13 protein-coding genes are annotated in these 15478 nt (G+C 61.0%); 6 read left to right on the top strand and 7 right to left on the bottom strand.

Going from position 1 to position 15478, the window contains the following annotated elements:
- Window positions 1–57: 57 nt before the first annotated feature.
- The 4 genes from pqqC (at window position 58) to BK662_RS23695 (ending at window position 5053) form a co-directional block, all read left to right on the top strand.
- Window positions 58–810, top strand: a complete 753-nt coding sequence (pqqC, locus tag BK662_RS23680) for a pyrroloquinoline-quinone synthase PqqC (RefSeq protein WP_123359744.1) — start codon at window positions 58–60, stop codon at window positions 808–810.
- Window positions 807–1940 carry a pyrroloquinoline quinone biosynthesis protein PqqE gene (pqqE, locus tag BK662_RS23685; protein ID WP_123359743.1) on the top strand — a complete coding sequence of 378 codons (1134 nt, stop codon included), beginning with the start codon at window positions 807–809 and terminating at the stop codon, window positions 1938–1940. The genes pqqC and pqqE overlap by 4 nt, the downstream gene beginning before the upstream one ends.
- A 238-nt stretch (window positions 1941–2178) precedes the next feature.
- Complete coding sequence (gene ercA, locus BK662_RS23690; protein ID WP_008071266.1) at window positions 2179–3342, top strand: alcohol dehydrogenase-like regulatory protein ErcA; 1164 nt, start codon at window positions 2179–2181, stop codon at window positions 3340–3342.
- Window positions 3326–5053, top strand: a complete 1728-nt coding sequence (locus tag BK662_RS23695) for a hybrid sensor histidine kinase/response regulator (protein WP_123359742.1) — start codon at window positions 3326–3328, stop codon at window positions 5051–5053. The genes ercA and BK662_RS23695 overlap by 17 nt, the downstream gene beginning before the upstream one ends.
- Here the strand turns inward: BK662_RS23695 and BK662_RS23700 are convergent.
- The 7 genes from BK662_RS23700 to BK662_RS23735 form a co-directional block, all read right to left on the bottom strand.
- Window positions 5038–5892, bottom strand: a complete 855-nt coding sequence (locus BK662_RS23700; protein WP_123359741.1) for an aldose 1-epimerase — start codon at window positions 5890–5892, stop codon at window positions 5038–5040. The genes BK662_RS23695 and BK662_RS23700 overlap by 16 nt on opposite strands.
- Before the next feature lie 172 nt (window positions 5893–6064).
- A complete protein-coding gene (locus BK662_RS23710) occupies window positions 6065–7345 on the bottom strand; it encodes a TRAP transporter large permease (RefSeq protein WP_123359740.1) in 1281 nt (426 codons plus the stop codon).
- A complete protein-coding gene (locus tag BK662_RS23715) occupies window positions 7346–7873 on the bottom strand; it encodes a TRAP transporter small permease (protein ID WP_123359739.1) in 528 nt (175 codons plus the stop codon). It abuts the gene before it with no gap.
- Between the two features lie 76 nt (window positions 7874–7949).
- Window positions 7950–8933, bottom strand: a complete 984-nt coding sequence (locus BK662_RS23720; RefSeq protein WP_123359738.1) for a TRAP transporter substrate-binding protein — start codon at window positions 8931–8933, stop codon at window positions 7950–7952.
- 61 nt (window positions 8934–8994) lie between these two features.
- Window positions 8995–9888, bottom strand: coding sequence for an SMP-30/gluconolactonase/LRE family protein (locus BK662_RS23725; protein ID WP_123359737.1), 894 nt, complete (start codon window positions 9886–9888; stop codon window positions 8995–8997).
- Between the two features lie 45 nt (window positions 9889–9933).
- Window positions 9934–10746 carry an NAD-dependent epimerase/dehydratase family protein gene (locus BK662_RS23730; RefSeq protein WP_123359736.1) on the bottom strand — a complete coding sequence of 271 codons (813 nt, stop codon included), beginning with the start codon at window positions 10744–10746 and terminating at the stop codon, window positions 9934–9936.
- 304 nt (window positions 10747–11050) lie between these two features.
- On the bottom strand, window positions 11051–12346 hold the full coding sequence (locus tag BK662_RS23735; protein ID WP_123359735.1) for an OprD family porin: 1296 nt from the start codon (window positions 12344–12346) through the stop codon (window positions 11051–11053).
- A gap of 281 nt (window positions 12347–12627) precedes the next feature.
- Here BK662_RS23735 and BK662_RS23745 point away from each other — a divergent pair, with 281 nt between their 5' ends.
- Both BK662_RS23745 and BK662_RS23750 read left to right on the top strand, forming a co-directional pair.
- A complete protein-coding gene (locus tag BK662_RS23745) occupies window positions 12628–14292 on the top strand; it encodes an MFS transporter (RefSeq protein ID WP_123359733.1) in 1665 nt (554 codons plus the stop codon).
- On the top strand, window positions 14289–15419 hold the full coding sequence (locus tag BK662_RS23750; protein ID WP_123359732.1) for an HlyD family secretion protein: 1131 nt from the start codon (window positions 14289–14291) through the stop codon (window positions 15417–15419). The genes BK662_RS23745 and BK662_RS23750 overlap by 4 nt, the downstream gene beginning before the upstream one ends.
- Window positions 15420–15478: the final 59 nt, after the last annotated feature.

Here is a 15478-nt window from a genome sequence, read left to right on the forward strand (position 1 = left end):
TCGCGATGGGCCAGACCAGACAATACAGAACACACGGTTATTCCCCGGAGAACCGCCATGACTAGCAAAGCAATGACCCCCGCCCAATTCGAAGCCGCCCTGCGCGCCAAGGGTGCCTATTACCATATCCACCACCCGTTCCACCAAGCCATGTACGCCGGGCGCGCCACCCGCGAGCAGATTCAGGGCTGGGTCGCCAATCGCTTCTATTACCAGGTGAACATCCCGCTCAAGGATGCCGCCATCCTCGCCAATTGCCCGGACCGCGACGTGCGCCGGGAATGGCTGCAACGGATTCTCGACCACGACGGCGTCCCCGGCAGTGAAGGCGGCATCGAAGCGTGGCTACGATTGGGCGAAGCAGTGGGGCTGGATCGCGAACAAATCCTCTCGCAAGAACGGGTGCTGCCGGGCGTACGTTTCGCCGTGGACGCCTACGTCAATTTCGCCCGCCGCGCTCGCTGGCAAGAAGCGGCCAGCAGTTCCCTGACCGAACTGTTCGCGCCACAAATCCACCAGTCCCGGCTCGACGCCTGGCCCACCCATTACCCATGGATCGACCCGGCCGGTTACGACTATTTCCGTACGCGTCTGAGCCAGGCCCGGCGCGATGTCGAGCATGGTTTGCGCATCACCCTGGCGCACTACGTCACGGTCGAAGGCCAGCAACGCATGCTGGAGATTCTGCAGTTCAAGCTCGATGTGCTGTGGAGCATGCTCGACGCGATGAGCATGGCCTACGAGCTGGATCGCCCACCGTATCACACCGTCACCACCGAGCAGGTCTGGCATCGGGGGATCACCCTGTGAGCCAGATCGAACAGCAACCCGGCCCACCGCTGTGGTTGCTGGCGGAGCTGACCTATCGTTGCCCGCTGCAATGCCCGTATTGCTCCAACCCGCTGGACTTCGCCCAACAGGGTGAGGAGTTGAGCACAGAAGAGTGGATTCGGGTGTTCCGCGAGGCGCGGGAGATGGGCGCTGCACAACTGGGTTTTTCCGGGGGCGAGCCGTTGGTGCGCCAGGACCTGGCCGAGCTGATCAAGGCCGCGCGGGACATGGGTTACTACACCAACCTGATCACCTCGGGTATCGGCCTGACCGAACAGAAGGTCCGCGACTTTAAAGTCGCCGGGCTGGACCATATCCAGATCAGCTTTCAGGCCGCCGACGAAGAGGTGAACAATCTGCTCGCCGGCTCGCGCAAGGCCTTCGCCCAGAAACTGGCCATGGCTCGGGCGGTGAAGGCCCAGGGCTACCCGATGGTGCTGAACTTCGTCACCCATCGGCACAACATCGACCAGATCGCGCAGATCATCGAACTGTGCCTGGAGCTGGAGGCGGATTTCGTCGAGTTGGCGACGTGTCAGTTCTACGGTTGGGCTGAACTGAATCGCATCGGCCTGTTGCCGACCCGCGAACAGTTGCAGCGCGCCGAGCGCATCACCAATGAATACCGCCAGCGGCTTGAGGCCGAGGGCCACCCGTGCAAGCTGATTTTCGTCACCCCGGATTACTACGAAGAACGCCCCAAGACCTGCATGAATGGCTGGGCCAACCTGTTTCTCGACATCACCCCGGACGGCACGGCGTTGCCCTGTCATAGCGCCCGCCAGCTGACGGTGCAGTTTCCCAACGTGCGTGAGCACAGCATCGAACACATCTGGAACGACTCCTTCGGTTTCAACCGTTTTCGCGGCGATGACTGGATGAAAGAGCCATGCCGTTCCTGCGATGAAAAGCACAAGGACCTCGGCGGCTGCCGCTGCCAGGCGTTCATGCTCACCGGTGATGCCGCCAACGCCGACCCGGTGTGCAGCAAGTCGCCGCAGCACGACGTTATTCTCAAGGCTCGGGACGACGCCGACGTGCCGGGGCAGGGCATGGAGCACCTGACCTTGCGCAATGAAAAGGCTTCGCGACTGATTTATCGCGGATGAGTTGTGAACACAGAACCCTGTGGGAGCGAGCCTGCTCGCGATGGCGGAGTGTCAGACAACATCATATTGACTGGAAGACAGCCATCGCGAGCAGGCTCGCTCCCACAGGGGATCTTCGGTGAATCTGAAATCGGAGTGCACCCCCGGGCTGGCTCGCTATCCATTGGTCTGATTGCATTCGCAGCCGGATGCTTTAGTGTGGACTTTACCTTCCAAAACAATAAAAACAGGCTTTCCAATGAGCCAGAATCTCAGCCAGCTGCGTAAATTCGTTTCGCCTGAAATCATCTTCGGTGCCGGCTGTCGGCATAACGTCGGCAACTACGCCAAGACCTTCGGCGCCCGCAAGGTGCTGGTGGTCAGCGATCCCGGTGTGATTGCCGCCGGTTGGGTCGCCGATGTCGAGGCCAGCCTGCAAGCCCAGGGTATTGATTTCTTTTTGTATAGCGACGTTTCGCCCAACCCGCGGATCGAAGAGGTCATGCTCGGCGCCGAGTTGTACCGGGAGAATCACTGCGATGTGATCGTGGCGATCGGCGGCGGTAGCCCGATGGATTGCGGCAAGGGCATCGGCATCGTCGTCGCCCACGGGCGCAACATCCTCGAATTCGAGGGCGTGGACATGTTGCGCATGCCCAGCCCGCCGCTGATCCTGATCCCGACCACCGCCGGCACTTCGGCCGACGTGTCGCAGTTCGTGATCATCTCCAATCAGCAAGAACGCATGAAATTCTCCATCGTCAGCAAAGCCGCGGTGCCGGACGTGTCGCTGATCGACCCGGAAACCACCCTGAGCATGGACCCGTTCCTGTCGGCCTGTACCGGCATCGACGCGTTGGTCCATGCCATCGAAGCCTTCGTCTCCACCGGTCACGGGCCGCTCACCGACCCTCATGCGCTGGAGGCGATGCGGCTGATCAACGGCAATCTGGTGCAAATGATCGCCAACCCCAGCGACATCGCCCTGCGGGAAAAAATCATGCTCGGCAGCATGCAGGCCGGGCTGGCTTTCTCCAACGCGATCCTTGGCGCGGTGCACGCCATGTCTCACAGCCTCGGCGGCTTCCTCGATCTGCCCCATGGCCTGTGCAATGCGGTGCTGGTGGAACACGTGGTGGCGTTCAACTACAGCTCGGCGCCCGAGCGCTTCAAGGTGATTGCCGAGACGTTCGGCATCGATTGCCGTGGCCTCAATCACCGGCAGATTTGCGGGCGGCTGGTCGAACACCTGATCGCCCTTAAACACGCCATCGGCTTCCACGAAACCCTCGGTCTGCACGGGGTGAGTACGGCGGACATTCCGTTCCTGTCGCAACACGCCATGCACGACCCGTGCATCCTTACCAACCCGCGCGAATCCAGTCAGCGCGACGTCGAGGTCGTCTATGGCGAAGCCCTCTGACGAGCAACAACGGGCGCTGGCCGGGTTACTCGGCTTGGGCAACCACTCGGCGCGCAAGAGTCATTACCCGGAACTGGCTGCGCGCCTGGATGAACTGGAAACCGAACGCAACCGCTACAAATGGCTATTCGAAAACGCGGTACACGGGATCTTCCAGGCCAGCCTGCTGGAGGGCATGCGCGCCGCCAACCCGGCGCTGGCGCGAATGCTTGGCTATCAAAACCCGCAGGAGGTGCTGTTTTCCCTGACGGACCTGGCGGGCACGTTGTTCGTCGGCGGGGCGCAAGAGCTGGAAAGCATCGGCGAAATCCTCCAGCGCGAGCGCAGCCTGCTGGGCTATGAAACTCAGCTGCGGCGCAAGGACGGCAGCGTCCTCGACGTATTGATGAACTTGCTGCTCAAACCGGATCAGGAAGGTTTGGTGGAGGGCTTTGTCGCCGACATCACCGAGCGAAAACTGGCTCAGCAGCGCCTGCAACAACTCAATGACGAACTGGAGCAGCGGGTCACCGCGCGCACCAACGAGTTACTGGACGCCAACCGCAACCTGCAACAGCAGATCACCCAGCGCAAACAGATCGCAGAAGCCTTGCGCGATGCCCGTGATGCCGCCGAAGCCGCCAATCGCAGCAAGGACAAATACCTCGCCGCCGCCAGTCACGACTTGCTGCAACCGCTCAACGCTGCGCGTTTGCTGATCTCGACCTTGCGCGAACGCAAACTGCCCGACGTCGAGCAGGTGCTGGTGGAACGCACGCATCAGGCGCTGGAGGGGGCTGAAGACTTGCTCACCGATCTGCTGGATATTTCCCGGCTCGATCAGGCCGCGGTGAAGCCGGACATTGCCCTGTACCGCCTCGACGAATTGTTCGCGCCACTGGTCTCGGAGTTTCAGTCGGTGGCCGCGGCAGCCGGGTTGAACCTGCGGGTGCGCATGGGCGATTACGCCATTCATACCGACTTGCGCCTGATGACCCGAATCCTGCGCAACTTCCTCAGCAATGCCTGCCGCTACACCGACGAAGGCTGCATTCTGCTGGGGGCAAGACGCCGGGGCGATGCGCTGCGTCTCGAAGTCTGGGACACCGGGCGCGGGATTCCTGCGGATCGTCTTGACTCGATCTTCCTCGAATTCAACCAACTGGACGTCGGGCGCGCCGCCGATCGCAAGGGCGTGGGCCTGGGACTGGCGATTGTCGAACGCATCGCCAAGATCCTCGACTACAGGATTCAGGTTCATTCGCAGCCGGGGCGTGGTTCGATGTTCAGCATCGAAGTACCGATTTCCCATGAGGTTCCACTGCCGATCAGTCAGGTCGCGCCGCAACCGAGTACCGGCAACCCGTTGCCGGGCCGGCGCCTGTTGGTGCTGGACAACGAAGTCAGCATTCTTGAAAGCATGAGCGCGCTGCTCGGGCAGTGGGGCTGCGAGGTGGTCACCGCCACCGACGAGGCCACGGCACTAGTGGCTTTGCAGGGACAGGCCCCGGAACTGATTCTGGCGGACTATCACCTGGATCACGGGGTAGTGGGTTGTGAGGTGGTTCGGCATTTGCGCGAGCATTTCAGCCAGGCGATTCCGGCGGTGATCATCACCGCCGACCGCACCGACCAATGTCGGCGCTCATTGCAGCGCCTCGACGCGCCGCTGCTGAACAAACCAGTGAAGCCCGGCAAATTGCGCGCAGTGCTGACTCAGTTGTTGGCGTAGCGATAGCGCAGGCTGAAACCGAGCTCGGCAGATTGGCCTTGCTCCAGCAAACGCAACCCTGGCCGACCCGGCAAGTGATGGGCATTGACCGGGTGGCTCACCGGTTCGATGCAGAAAAATTCCAGGCCTACGGGGCAGTAGAGCAGGTAGTAGTCGCTGCCGGTGGCCTGGCATTCCAGTTCATAACCCAGCTCGGGTTGCTGGATCAGGCAGCGGCCGTCCCATTCGCAAAAGCCGTTGTCCACCAGCGTTTCGGCTAATGCCCGGGGCTGGCTGAAGTCCCAATCCTTGGGTATCGAAGTGAGTTGTGTTGGCAGTTTTGTGCTGTCGCACAACCAGACCTGCCGCGCCTGTGCCTGCAACCGAGTGCCTGCGGTGCGGGGGAAGTAGGGATGTAAACCGAGCCCATGCCAGGCGGCGTGTTCGGCCAGGTGGGTGACCTGTAAATCGATGCTCAGCTTGCCCTCGCTCAGATGGAAACGTTGCCTTGCGCAATAAGCGAAGGGTGTGGTGCTGTCGAGTTGCAGGGAGACGATCTGCCACGGCTGTTGCCAGGCACTGCCATGGATCGGCAGGGGATCGGTGAGGCTGTTGGGCGTCAGCGCCAGCCAGCGATCCGGGCAATCGAAACCGCCTTCGGCGATACGGTTCGACCACGGCGCCAGGGGATAGCAGGCGAGTTTGCCGGGCAGGCCGGTGTTCAAGGCGTGTTGGTCACTGTGACGCAACAGCGGTTGGCCGGTGCTGCGTACCGTCCAGTTGACGATGCCCGCCCCGAGTGCCGGGGCGAGGGTGAGGCGGGTGAGTTCGTCTTCGAGTTCCAGGAGTGTTGGCGTCATGGCGATCTTCATTGGCTGCATGAGGTTTTTTGTGGCGAGGGAGCTTGCTCCCGTTCGGCTGCGAAGCAGTCGTAAATCCAGATAACTCGGTCCCTCGGGAAGATTGCTGGGGCCCGCTGCGCGAGCCAACGGGAGCAAGCTCCCTCGCCACAGGGAGATTTGCCAGCCGTTGTTACAACACCAAATGCGGCAACCACAGCGAAATGGCGGGAATGTAAGTCACGGCCATCAGCACCAGGAACAGCACGCCATAGAACGGCAGCAGCGCTTTCACGGTGCTTTCGATGCTGACCTTGCCCACCGCCGAGCCGACAAACAGCACCGCGCCCACCGGCGGTGTGATCAAGCCGATCCCCAGGTTCACCAGCATGATCATGCCGAACTGCACCGGGTCCACGCCAATGCCCAGAATCACCGGCATCAGAATCGGCGTGAGGATCAGGATCAGCGGCGCCATGTCCATCACCGTGCCGAGCAACAACAGCATCACGTTGATGCACATCAGGATCACGTAACGGTTGTCCGACAGGGTCAGGAACATCGTGGTGATCTTCGCCGGGATCTGCATCAGCGTCATGATGTAGCCGAAGCTGGCGGCGAAGCCGATCAGGATCATCACGATCGAGATGGTGCGCACCGTGCGGTGCATCAACTTGGGCAGCTCACTCCACTTGTAGTCGCGGTAGATGAACATGGTGACGAAGAACGACCACAGCACCGCGATCGCCGCCGATTCGGTGGCGGTGAAGATGCCCGAGAGAATGCCGCCGAGAATGATGACCATCGCCATCATGCCCCACATCGCTTCACCGCAGATTTTCAGCGCCTCCTTGAGCGGAATGACTTCGCCCTTGGGGTAATTGCGCTTTCTGGCGAAAATCAGGCACAGCACCATCAGGCACGCGCTCATCAACAGGCCCGGCACCACGCCGGCCATGAACAGCGAGGCGATCGAAACGGTCCCGCCAGCGGCCAGCGAGTAGAGCACTGAGTTATGGCTGGGCGGCGTCAACAGGGCTTGCACCGAACCGCTGACCGTCACCGCTGTGGAGAAATCCCGCGGGTAGCCGCGACGCTCCATTTCCGGAATCAGCACCGAACCGACCGACGCCGTGTCCGCCACCGAAGAGCCGGAAATCGCGCCGAAGAAAGTCGAAGCCATGATGTTCACCAGCGACAAGCCGCCGCGCACGAACCCCACCAACACCCCGGCAAACGCCACCAGTCGCCGGGACATGCCGCCCTCGGCCATGATCGCGCCAGCGAGCACGAAGAACGGAATCGCCAGCAACGAGAATTTGTTAACACCGCCGGCGACCTGAATCATCAGCGCCTGGAACGGGATGTCGATCCACCACGCACCGATCAGGGCAGAAAGCCCCAGGGCGTAAGCGACCGGCATGCCGATCAGGATCAAAGCGATAAAACTGCCGAGCAGAATCAGAGCGTCCATTTATGCGGCACCTTCGCTTTCTTCAACCAGGTCGAAACGCACGACCCGACGGTTGCTCTGGTCACCGAGCAAGAGTTTTTCCAGCACGAAAATCAGCGTCAGCACACCGCCAACAGGAATAGGCATATACGTGATGCCCACGCGCAGGGTGGGCAGGGAGCTCATGAACTGATTCCAGGTGGACATACAGAGCTTGGTGCCCCAGATGGCCATGAACAGGCAAATGGTCGCCATCAGCAGCTGCGAAACGATGCTCATGGTCTTGCGCAGTTCGGGGGGCATGCGCTCGGTGAGCATGGCCACGGCCATGTGCGCTCCGGCGCGATAACTGGCGGCGGCACCGATGAAGGTGAAGACCATCATCAGCAAAATCGCGGTGGGCTCTGGCCAGCTTGAACCGGTGCCGAGGACGTAACGGGCGAAGACGCCCCAGGGAATGATCAGGGCAATGGTCAGGACCGACAGGCCGGCGACCCAGATGCAGGTCATGTAAATCCTGTCGTTGATGCGCAGCAGCAGATTCTTCATCGGGTTTCACCGTAACCGGGCGCCGCTGACGATCCACTCGTCAACGGTACCGGGCCTTTCATGAATGCAGGGAGGGTTACTGAACGGCTTCGATGCGCTTGATCAGGTCGGCGTAAGGCGCGCCGTATTTTTCCCGGACCGAAGCCGTGGCTTCATAGAAAGGTTTTTTGTCGACGGTGATGAACTCGACGCCGGCAGCCTTGAGTTTTTCTTCACTGCTGGCCGACTTCGCATCCCACAGCGTGCGCTCCTGGGCCTGTGCGGCTTTGGCGGCTTTTTTCACCAGCACTTGCTGCTCGGGGCTGAGTTTTTCCCAAGTGATTTTCGACATCACGATTGGCTCGGGCAGGATCAGGTGCCCGGTCAGGCTGTAGAACTTGGCGTTCTGGTAGTGGTTGTGTTCGAGCAGGGTCGGCGGGTTGTTTTCCGCGCCGTCGATAACCCCGGTCTGCAATGCACTGAATATCTCGCCGGTGTCCATGGCAATGCCGTTGCCGCCCATGGCGTTGATGGTATCGATGAACATCGGGTTGCCTTGCACGCGGATCTTCATGCCTTTGAGGTCGGCGAGGCTGCGTACCGGTTTTTTGGTGTAGATATTGCGCGTGCCGCCGTCCATCCAGGCCAGGGCGACCAGGTTGAATTCGGAGTTGGTGATCTTGTCGAGGATCTCATCGCCGACCTCACCGTCGATGACATTGCGCATGTGCGCCTGGTCGCGGAACACGAACGGCATGTTGAACACGTTCACGTCCGGCACCACTGGCCCGACGATGCCGAGGCTGACCCGGGCCATTTGAATAGCGCCGACCTGGGCCTGTTCGATGACTTCTTTTTCCGAACCGAGCACACCGCCGGCGAACATCTTGAACGTCAGTTTGCCGTTGCTGTCGGCCACCAGGGTTTTACCCAGCTGTTCCTCGGCGACCACGGTCGGGTAACCGGCGGGGTGAATGTCGGCGAATTTGATTTCCAGCGCCTGGGCGGCGCTGCTGAGGGTGAAGGTGAGCGCTGCGGTGATGGGAAGTGCGGCGGCGAGCAAGGTGCGTTTGAAGTCCATGGGGTGCGTCTCCAGTCTTGTTGTTTTTTTTATTCAAGGCACAGCGATGCAGCAGGCGGGGTTAAAGCCATTCGTTGAACACCGGTTCCGGCAAGCCTTTGACACCGGGGTTAAGAGCGAACACGCCGCCGGCCAGCGACTGTTCGTCATGGTCGTCAGCGGGGCGGATCGAGGTCACAAACAGAGTGTCGAGCTGGCTGCCACCGAAGGCGCACATGGTCGGTTTCTTCACCGGCACGGGGAGCGAACGATCCAGTCGGCCATCAGGGGTGAAACGGTGAATCAGCCCGGCGTCGTTGGCGCAGATCCAATAACAACCTTCGGCATCCACTGCCGCGCCATCGGGGCGGCCAAGGAAGTGATGCATGTCGACAAACAGCCGACGGTTGGACGGCGTGCCGCTATCGATGTCGTAATCGAAAGCCCAGATCTGCTGCACATTCGGGTGCGAATCCGAGAGGTACATGGTCTTGCCGTCCGGGCTGAAGCCCAGGCCGTTGGGCACGATGAAACCGCTGAGCCGGGCGTCGAGCGGCCCGCGTTGTCCGGCACTGTAGCGATAGAGCGTGCCGTCGGCGGCGTTGGCGCCCATGTTCAGCACCATGCTGCCGGCCCAAAAACGGCCCTGACGATCACAGCGGCCATCGTTCAGGCGCATGTTGGGGCGGGCGTGATCGACGTGGGCCAGCAGTTCGCTGTCGAGGCTGCCATCGTTGTGCGGGTGCAGGTGAAAAAATCCGCTTTCCATGCCGGCGACCCAGCCACCCGCGCTGTGACGAGCGATGCAGGCAAGCATTTGCGGGGCTTTCCAGGCGTGAACGTGCCCGCTGTCGGCATTCCAGCGCTGTAATCCACCGGCCGGAATATCGACCCAGTACAGGGCGTTTTCCTCGGGGACCCACACCGGGCTTTCACCGACCGCATTGCGGGCATCGACAATCAATTCGGCTTGCATGGCAACGCATTCCCTTGGCTTTGTTATGTGGGGATTGGCGAGGGCTCAGTCGCCGAACGGCCCGGCCGCGACAAAGGCGCCACCCTGATAAACCCGGGCCGGATCATCTTCGGCGGGCATTGGTTGGGCTTCGACTTTTTCGCGGAAGACTTCGGACGTGTCCTGGGGCGCATAACCCAGGTGCGCCGCGAATCGGTTGTCCCACCAGATGCTCTTGTTGTCGGACATGCCGTACACCACGGTGTGGCCGACATTCGGGGTGTACAGCGCGCGTTCGAGCAGTTGGGTCAGGTCGTCGAAGCTCAGCCAGGTGCTCATCATTCGGCGGTTCTGTGGTTCCGGGAACGAGGAGCCGATGCGGATGCTGACGGTTTCGATGCCATAGCGATCGAAGTAGAAACTGGCCATGTCTTCGCCGTAGGACTTGGACAAACCGTAATAGCTGTCCGGGCGGCGAGGGGAGTGGGCGTCGAGGGCTTCGTCCTGCTTGTAAAAGCCGATGACGTGGTTGGAACTGGCGAAGATCACCCGCTTCACGCCATGGCGACGGGCCGCTTCGTAGATATGAAACACGCCGCAGATGTTGGCGCCGAGGATCTCTTCGAACGGACGCTCCACCGACACGCCGCCGAAGTGCAGGATCGCATCCACGCCTTCGACCAGTTGATGTACTGCTTGCTTGTCGGCGAGGTCGCAGGGCACGACTTCTTCGCGATCATCAATGGCTGGCGCCATGTCGGCGATGTCCGACAGACGGAGTACGTTGGCGTAAGGTCGCAGGCGTTCGCGCAGGACTTTACCGAGGCCACCGGCGGCGCCGGTCAGGAGCAGGCGATTGAATGGGGATGTGGTCGTCATGTAAATCCCTGAACAGAAAATTGTAGTTATTGGGTTTGTTGTAGGTTGTCGTATGACTTGGACGAAGTATTGTTAGGCTTTCCGGTGCTTGTCAACGCCACTTTGGTTGAAATTGACGGAGGGTCATGTTCATCCAATGAGTTCACTGACCTGTGGCGAGGGAGCTTGCTCCCGCTGGGCTGCGAAGCAGCCCCCATCCAGAAGTTCAGGAACATTCAGTGATCGGATTGGGAGCGCTTCGCACTCCAGCGGGAGCAAGCTCCCTCGCCACAAGGGGGTATCCTGCCTGCAGAAGATCTGCGCCTTACAACAACGAAATCGGGTAACTGATAAAGATCCTGTTCTCATCAAATTCGTTGGTGCTGAAATCGCGGCGGATGGTCGCGTTGCGCCATTTGACGTTGAGGTTCTTTAGCGCGCCGCTTTGCACGGTGTAGGCCAGTTCCGATTCGCGGCCCCATTCCTTGCCGTTGGTGATCGCGCCGGTGTGTACGTTATCGCCGCTGATGTAGCGGTTCATCAGCGTCAGGCCGGGGATGCCGAGGGCGACGAAGTTGTAGTCGTGACGCACCTGCCAGGAGCGTTCCTTGGCGTTGTCATAACTGGCGTTGTAACTGTCGTTGGCCAGCGTGCCGCCGCTGGTGCCGTTGACACGCATCCAGGCGTTGTCGCCGCTGAGTTTTTGCAGGCCGACATAGAAGGTGTTGCCGCCGTATTTGGCCGAGAGCAGGGCGAACGCGGTTTTGTTGTCGAGATCGCCGGCCAGCGCACTGCCGTCTTCCTTGCCGATGAAGTAACCGAGGTTGGCCCCCAGGGTCCAATCGCCCATGGGCTGGCTGTGGCTCAGGTTGAAATACTGCTGCTGATAAATGTCGCTGAGTTCCGCGTACCAGACGCCGACCTGAGTGCGTTTTTCATTGAACGCATACTCGCCGCCGCCGAAGTTGAAGCGGTCGGAGGTGAACGCGCCTCTGCCGTTCATCGACATGTCTTCCATGCTCGCGTCATTGCGCGGGCTGTTGCCGCGGAACTGGCCGCCGTAGAGCGTCAGGCCGCTGAGCTCGGTGGAGGTGACCTGGCCGCCGCGGAAGGTTTGCGGCAGCGAGCGACCATCATCGGAGCGCAGGATCGGCAGCACCGGCATCCATTCCCCGACCTTCAATTCGGTTTTCGACACCTTGGCTTTCAGCGCCACGCCCAGACGACCGAAATTGTCCGCGGGGCGACCGTCATCATGGATCGGCAGCAACTGCGTGCCGCCCGTACCCTTACCGCCGTCGAGTTTCTGCGAGTACATACCGAGCACATCCATGCCGAAACCGACGGGGCCCTGGGTGAAGCCGGATTTAGCGTCGAGGATGAAGTTTTGCGTCCACTCTTCAGCCTTGCCTTGGGCGTTGTTCGGATTGGTGAAGTTGCGATTGATGTAGGCGTTACGCAGGTTCAGCGTGGCCTTGGCGTCATCGACGAAACCTTCGGCCTGGCTGGTCATGGGCAGGGCGAGGGCCAGGCTGCTGCAACCGATCAAACTGAGGGTATGGCGACGGGCGAAGGTGGGGTGAGGGGTGCTGGTGAAGGAATTGCGGGCGAGTCTGCTCACAGTAACGCTCCCTGGTTTTTTGTTATTTTTATTTTTTGTTATACGTCGTCGTACAACATTGGCGGCGATTATTTGCGAGGCTTTGCACGAATGTCAATCACAAGTTGTACGATCACATCGTCCCCTTGTGGGAGCGAGCCTGCTCGCGATAGCGGTCTGACATTCAACATTGATATCAGCTGACAATCCGCCATCGCGAGCAGGCTCGCTCCCACAAGGGTTTTGTGTTTCGGCTGAGATTTTCCGGCAAACTGACAACCTTCCCGAAACAAGGCCATTGAATGGATCACTACACCCCGCGCAACTGGCAGCCTCACGAGCGCCCCAGCCTGCCCGGTTCGCCTTCGACGCCATTGCACTCCAACCCCAGACGGCTGGCCTATGCGTTGGTGGGTTTGCTGGTGGCATTGACCGGCGGCCTCGGCAACTCGCTGGTGATCGCCAACCTGCCTTACCTGCAAGGCGCGTTGGGGGCGACCACCGCCGAGATGGCCTGGTTGCCGGCGGCCTATGTGATGACCAACGTATCGATGAACCTGCTGCTGGTGAAGTTTCGCCAGCAGTTCGGCTTGCGGGCGTTCACCGAAGTATTCCTGATGCTCTATGCCCTGGTGACCTTCGGCCATTTGTTCGTCAACGACCTGAGTTCGGCGATTGCCGTGCGCGCGGCCCACGGCATGGTCGGCGCGGCGCTGAGTTCGCTGGGCCTGTATTACATGATCCAGGCCTTCCCGGCGAAATGGCGGATGAAGGCGCTGGTGTTGGGCCTCGGCACCTCACAACTGGCGTTGCCGATGGCGCGGTTGTTCTCCGAAGACCTGCTGCAAATCGCCGAATGGCGCGGCTTGTATCTGTTCGAACTGGGCATGGCGCTGTTGTCCCTGGGCTGCGTATTCCTGCTGAAATTGCCGCCGGGTGATCGCTTCAAGACCTTCGAAAAACTCGACTTCCTGACCTTCGCCATCCTTGCCAGCGGCGTGGCCTTGCTTTGCGCGGTGCTGTCCTTGGGGCGGATCGACTGGTGGCTCGAAGCGCAGTGGATCGGCGTGGCCTCGGCGGCCTCGATCGTGTTGATCCTCACGGGCCTGGCCATCGAGCACAACCGCAGCAACCCGATGCTGATGACCCGCTGGCTCGGCAGCGGGGCGATGATTCGCCTGGCCTTGGCGGTGATTCTGATCCGAATGGTGACGTCGGAACAATCCACCGGCGCGGTGGGGTTCATGCAGACGCTGAACATGAGCAGTCAGCAACTGCACAGTCTGTATGTGGTGATGTTGATCGGCAGCATTGCCGGTCTGGCCACCAGTGCCCTGACCATCGATCCCAAACACCTGATCATGCCGCTGAACATCTCTCTCGCGCTGATGGCGGTCGGCTCGGTGATGGACAGCTATTCGAACAACCTGACCCGTCCGGAAAACTTGTATTTCAGCCAGTTCCTGCTGGCCTTCGGCGGGACGTTTTTTCTCGGGCCGACCATGGTCTACGGCATGCGCAACGTGCTGTCCAGCCCCCGTAACCTGGTAAGTTTCTCGGTGCTGTTCGGTATTTGCCAGAACCTCGGTGGCCTGATTGGCGCGGCATTGCTGGGGACGTTCCAGATCGTGCGCGAGAAGTTCCACTCCAGCCACATCGTCGAGCAGCTGACCCTGCTTGATCCGCGTGTGGCTGCGCGGGTACAGAGCGGTGGCAACGCGGTCGGCTCGGTGATCGCCGACCCGAGCCTGCGCAACCTGCAGGGCATTCGCAGCCTGGCCGCCGCGGCCACCCGCGAGGCCAATGTTCTAGCCTATAACGATGTGTTCATGCTGATTGCCGTGATCGCGGTGCTGACCATGATCTGGATCTCCATTCGCGCCCTGTGGCTGATGAGCACCACCCAAACTGTCGCCCCGGCGCCTGCCACTCCAACCGTACAACCCAGCGGTGCCACTTCTCCATGACCGAACCGACCACCAACGCCATTGCCGCCACCCCCGAGGGCGTAACGCCGCCATCCTCGCCGGGCACCGAACCGCGTTCGCTGCGGGTGCGGATCATCTCGTCCTTGGGCTTTGCGGCGATTGCCATCGTCGGCGTGCTGATCGTGTTGTACGCCTGGCAACTGCCGCCGTTCAGTAGCGCGGTCGAGACCACGGAAAACGCACTGGTGCGGGGCCAAGTGACGATCATTGGCCCGCAGCTCAGCGGTTACGTGTACGAAGTGCCGGTGCAGGATTTTCAGTTTGTGAAGGCCGGGGATTTGCTGGTGCGCCTCGACGACCGCATCTACAAGCAGCGCCTCGATCAATCCCTGGCGCAATTGGCGGTGGAGAAAGCCGCGCTGGCCAACGTGGTGCAGCAACGCAACAGCGCCGAAGCGACCATCAAGTTGCGTCAGGCCGCCGTCGCCGACGCCCAGGCGCAGTTGCGCAAAAGTGAAGCGGATTTGCGTCGTAACAAGGAGCTGGTCAGCGATGGTTCGGTGTCGAAACGCGAACTGGACGTGACCCTGGCCGCCAATGCCCAGACCATTGCCGCCGTGGCGCAGGCCCAGGCTAATCTGGAAATCTCCCGGCAGGATCTGCAAACGGTGATCGTCAATCGCGGCTCGCTGGAAGCGGCGGTGGCCAATGCTGAAGCGGCGGTGCAACTGGCACGGATCGACCTGTCGAACACCCGCGTGGTGGCGCCGCGCGATGGGCAACTCGGGCAGATCGGTGTGCGCCTTGGCGCCTACGTGAACTCCGGGGCGCAGCTGATGGCGCTGGTGCCGAACCAGTTGTGGGTGATCGCCAACATGAAGGAAACCCAGATGGACAACGTGCGGGTCGGCCAACCGGTGAGCTTCACGGTCGATGCGCTGAGCCATCGTCAATTCCACGGACGGGTACAGCGGATTTCGCCGGCCACAGGGTCCGAGTTCAGTTTGCTCCAGGCCGATAATGCCACCGGCAACTTCGTCAAGATCGCCCAGCGGGTGCCGGTGCGGATCACCGTCGATGCCGATCAGGAACAGAGCGAGCGGTTGCTGCCGGGGATGTCGGTGGTGGTGAGTATTGATACCGCTGCCGCGATCACCCCTGATTGACACGGTCCTTGTAGGAGCGACCTGTGGCGAGGGGGCTTGCCCCCGTTGGGCTGCGAAGC

The organism is Pseudomonas frederiksbergensis (genome assembly GCF_003732275.1).
Classification (GTDB): domain Bacteria; phylum Pseudomonadota; class Gammaproteobacteria; order Pseudomonadales; family Pseudomonadaceae; genus Aquipseudomonas; species Aquipseudomonas frederiksbergensis_H.

Coding starts and splice junctions, on each gene's coding strand:
- BK662_RS23715 (WP_123359739.1), bottom strand. CDS start 7,873: ATGAAGAATCTGCTGCTGCGCATCAACGACAGGATTTACATGACCTGC.
- BK662_RS23710 (WP_123359740.1), bottom strand. CDS start 7,345: ATGGACGCTCTGATTCTGCTCGGCAGTTTTATCGCTTTGATCCTGATC.
- BK662_RS23730 (WP_123359736.1), bottom strand. CDS start 10,746: ATGACGACCACATCCCCATTCAATCGCCTGCTCCTGACCGGCGCCGCC.
- ercA (WP_008071266.1), top strand. CDS start 2,179: ATGAGCCAGAATCTCAGCCAGCTGCGTAAATTCGTTTCGCCTGAAATC.
- BK662_RS23725 (WP_123359737.1), bottom strand. CDS start 9,888: ATGCAAGCCGAATTGATTGTCGATGCCCGCAATGCGGTCGGTGAAAGC.
- BK662_RS23700 (WP_123359741.1), bottom strand. CDS start 5,892: ATGACGCCAACACTCCTGGAACTCGAAGACGAACTCACCCGCCTCACC.
- BK662_RS23720 (WP_123359738.1), bottom strand. CDS start 8,933: ATGGACTTCAAACGCACCTTGCTCGCCGCCGCACTTCCCATCACCGCA.
- BK662_RS23695 (WP_123359742.1), top strand. CDS start 3,326: ATGGCGAAGCCCTCTGACGAGCAACAACGGGCGCTGGCCGGGTTACTC.
- pqqC (WP_123359744.1), top strand. CDS start 58: ATGACTAGCAAAGCAATGACCCCCGCCCAATTCGAAGCCGCCCTGCGC.
- BK662_RS23750 (WP_123359732.1), top strand. CDS start 14,289: ATGACCGAACCGACCACCAACGCCATTGCCGCCACCCCCGAGGGCGTA.
- BK662_RS23745 (WP_123359733.1), top strand. CDS start 12,628: ATGGATCACTACACCCCGCGCAACTGGCAGCCTCACGAGCGCCCCAGC.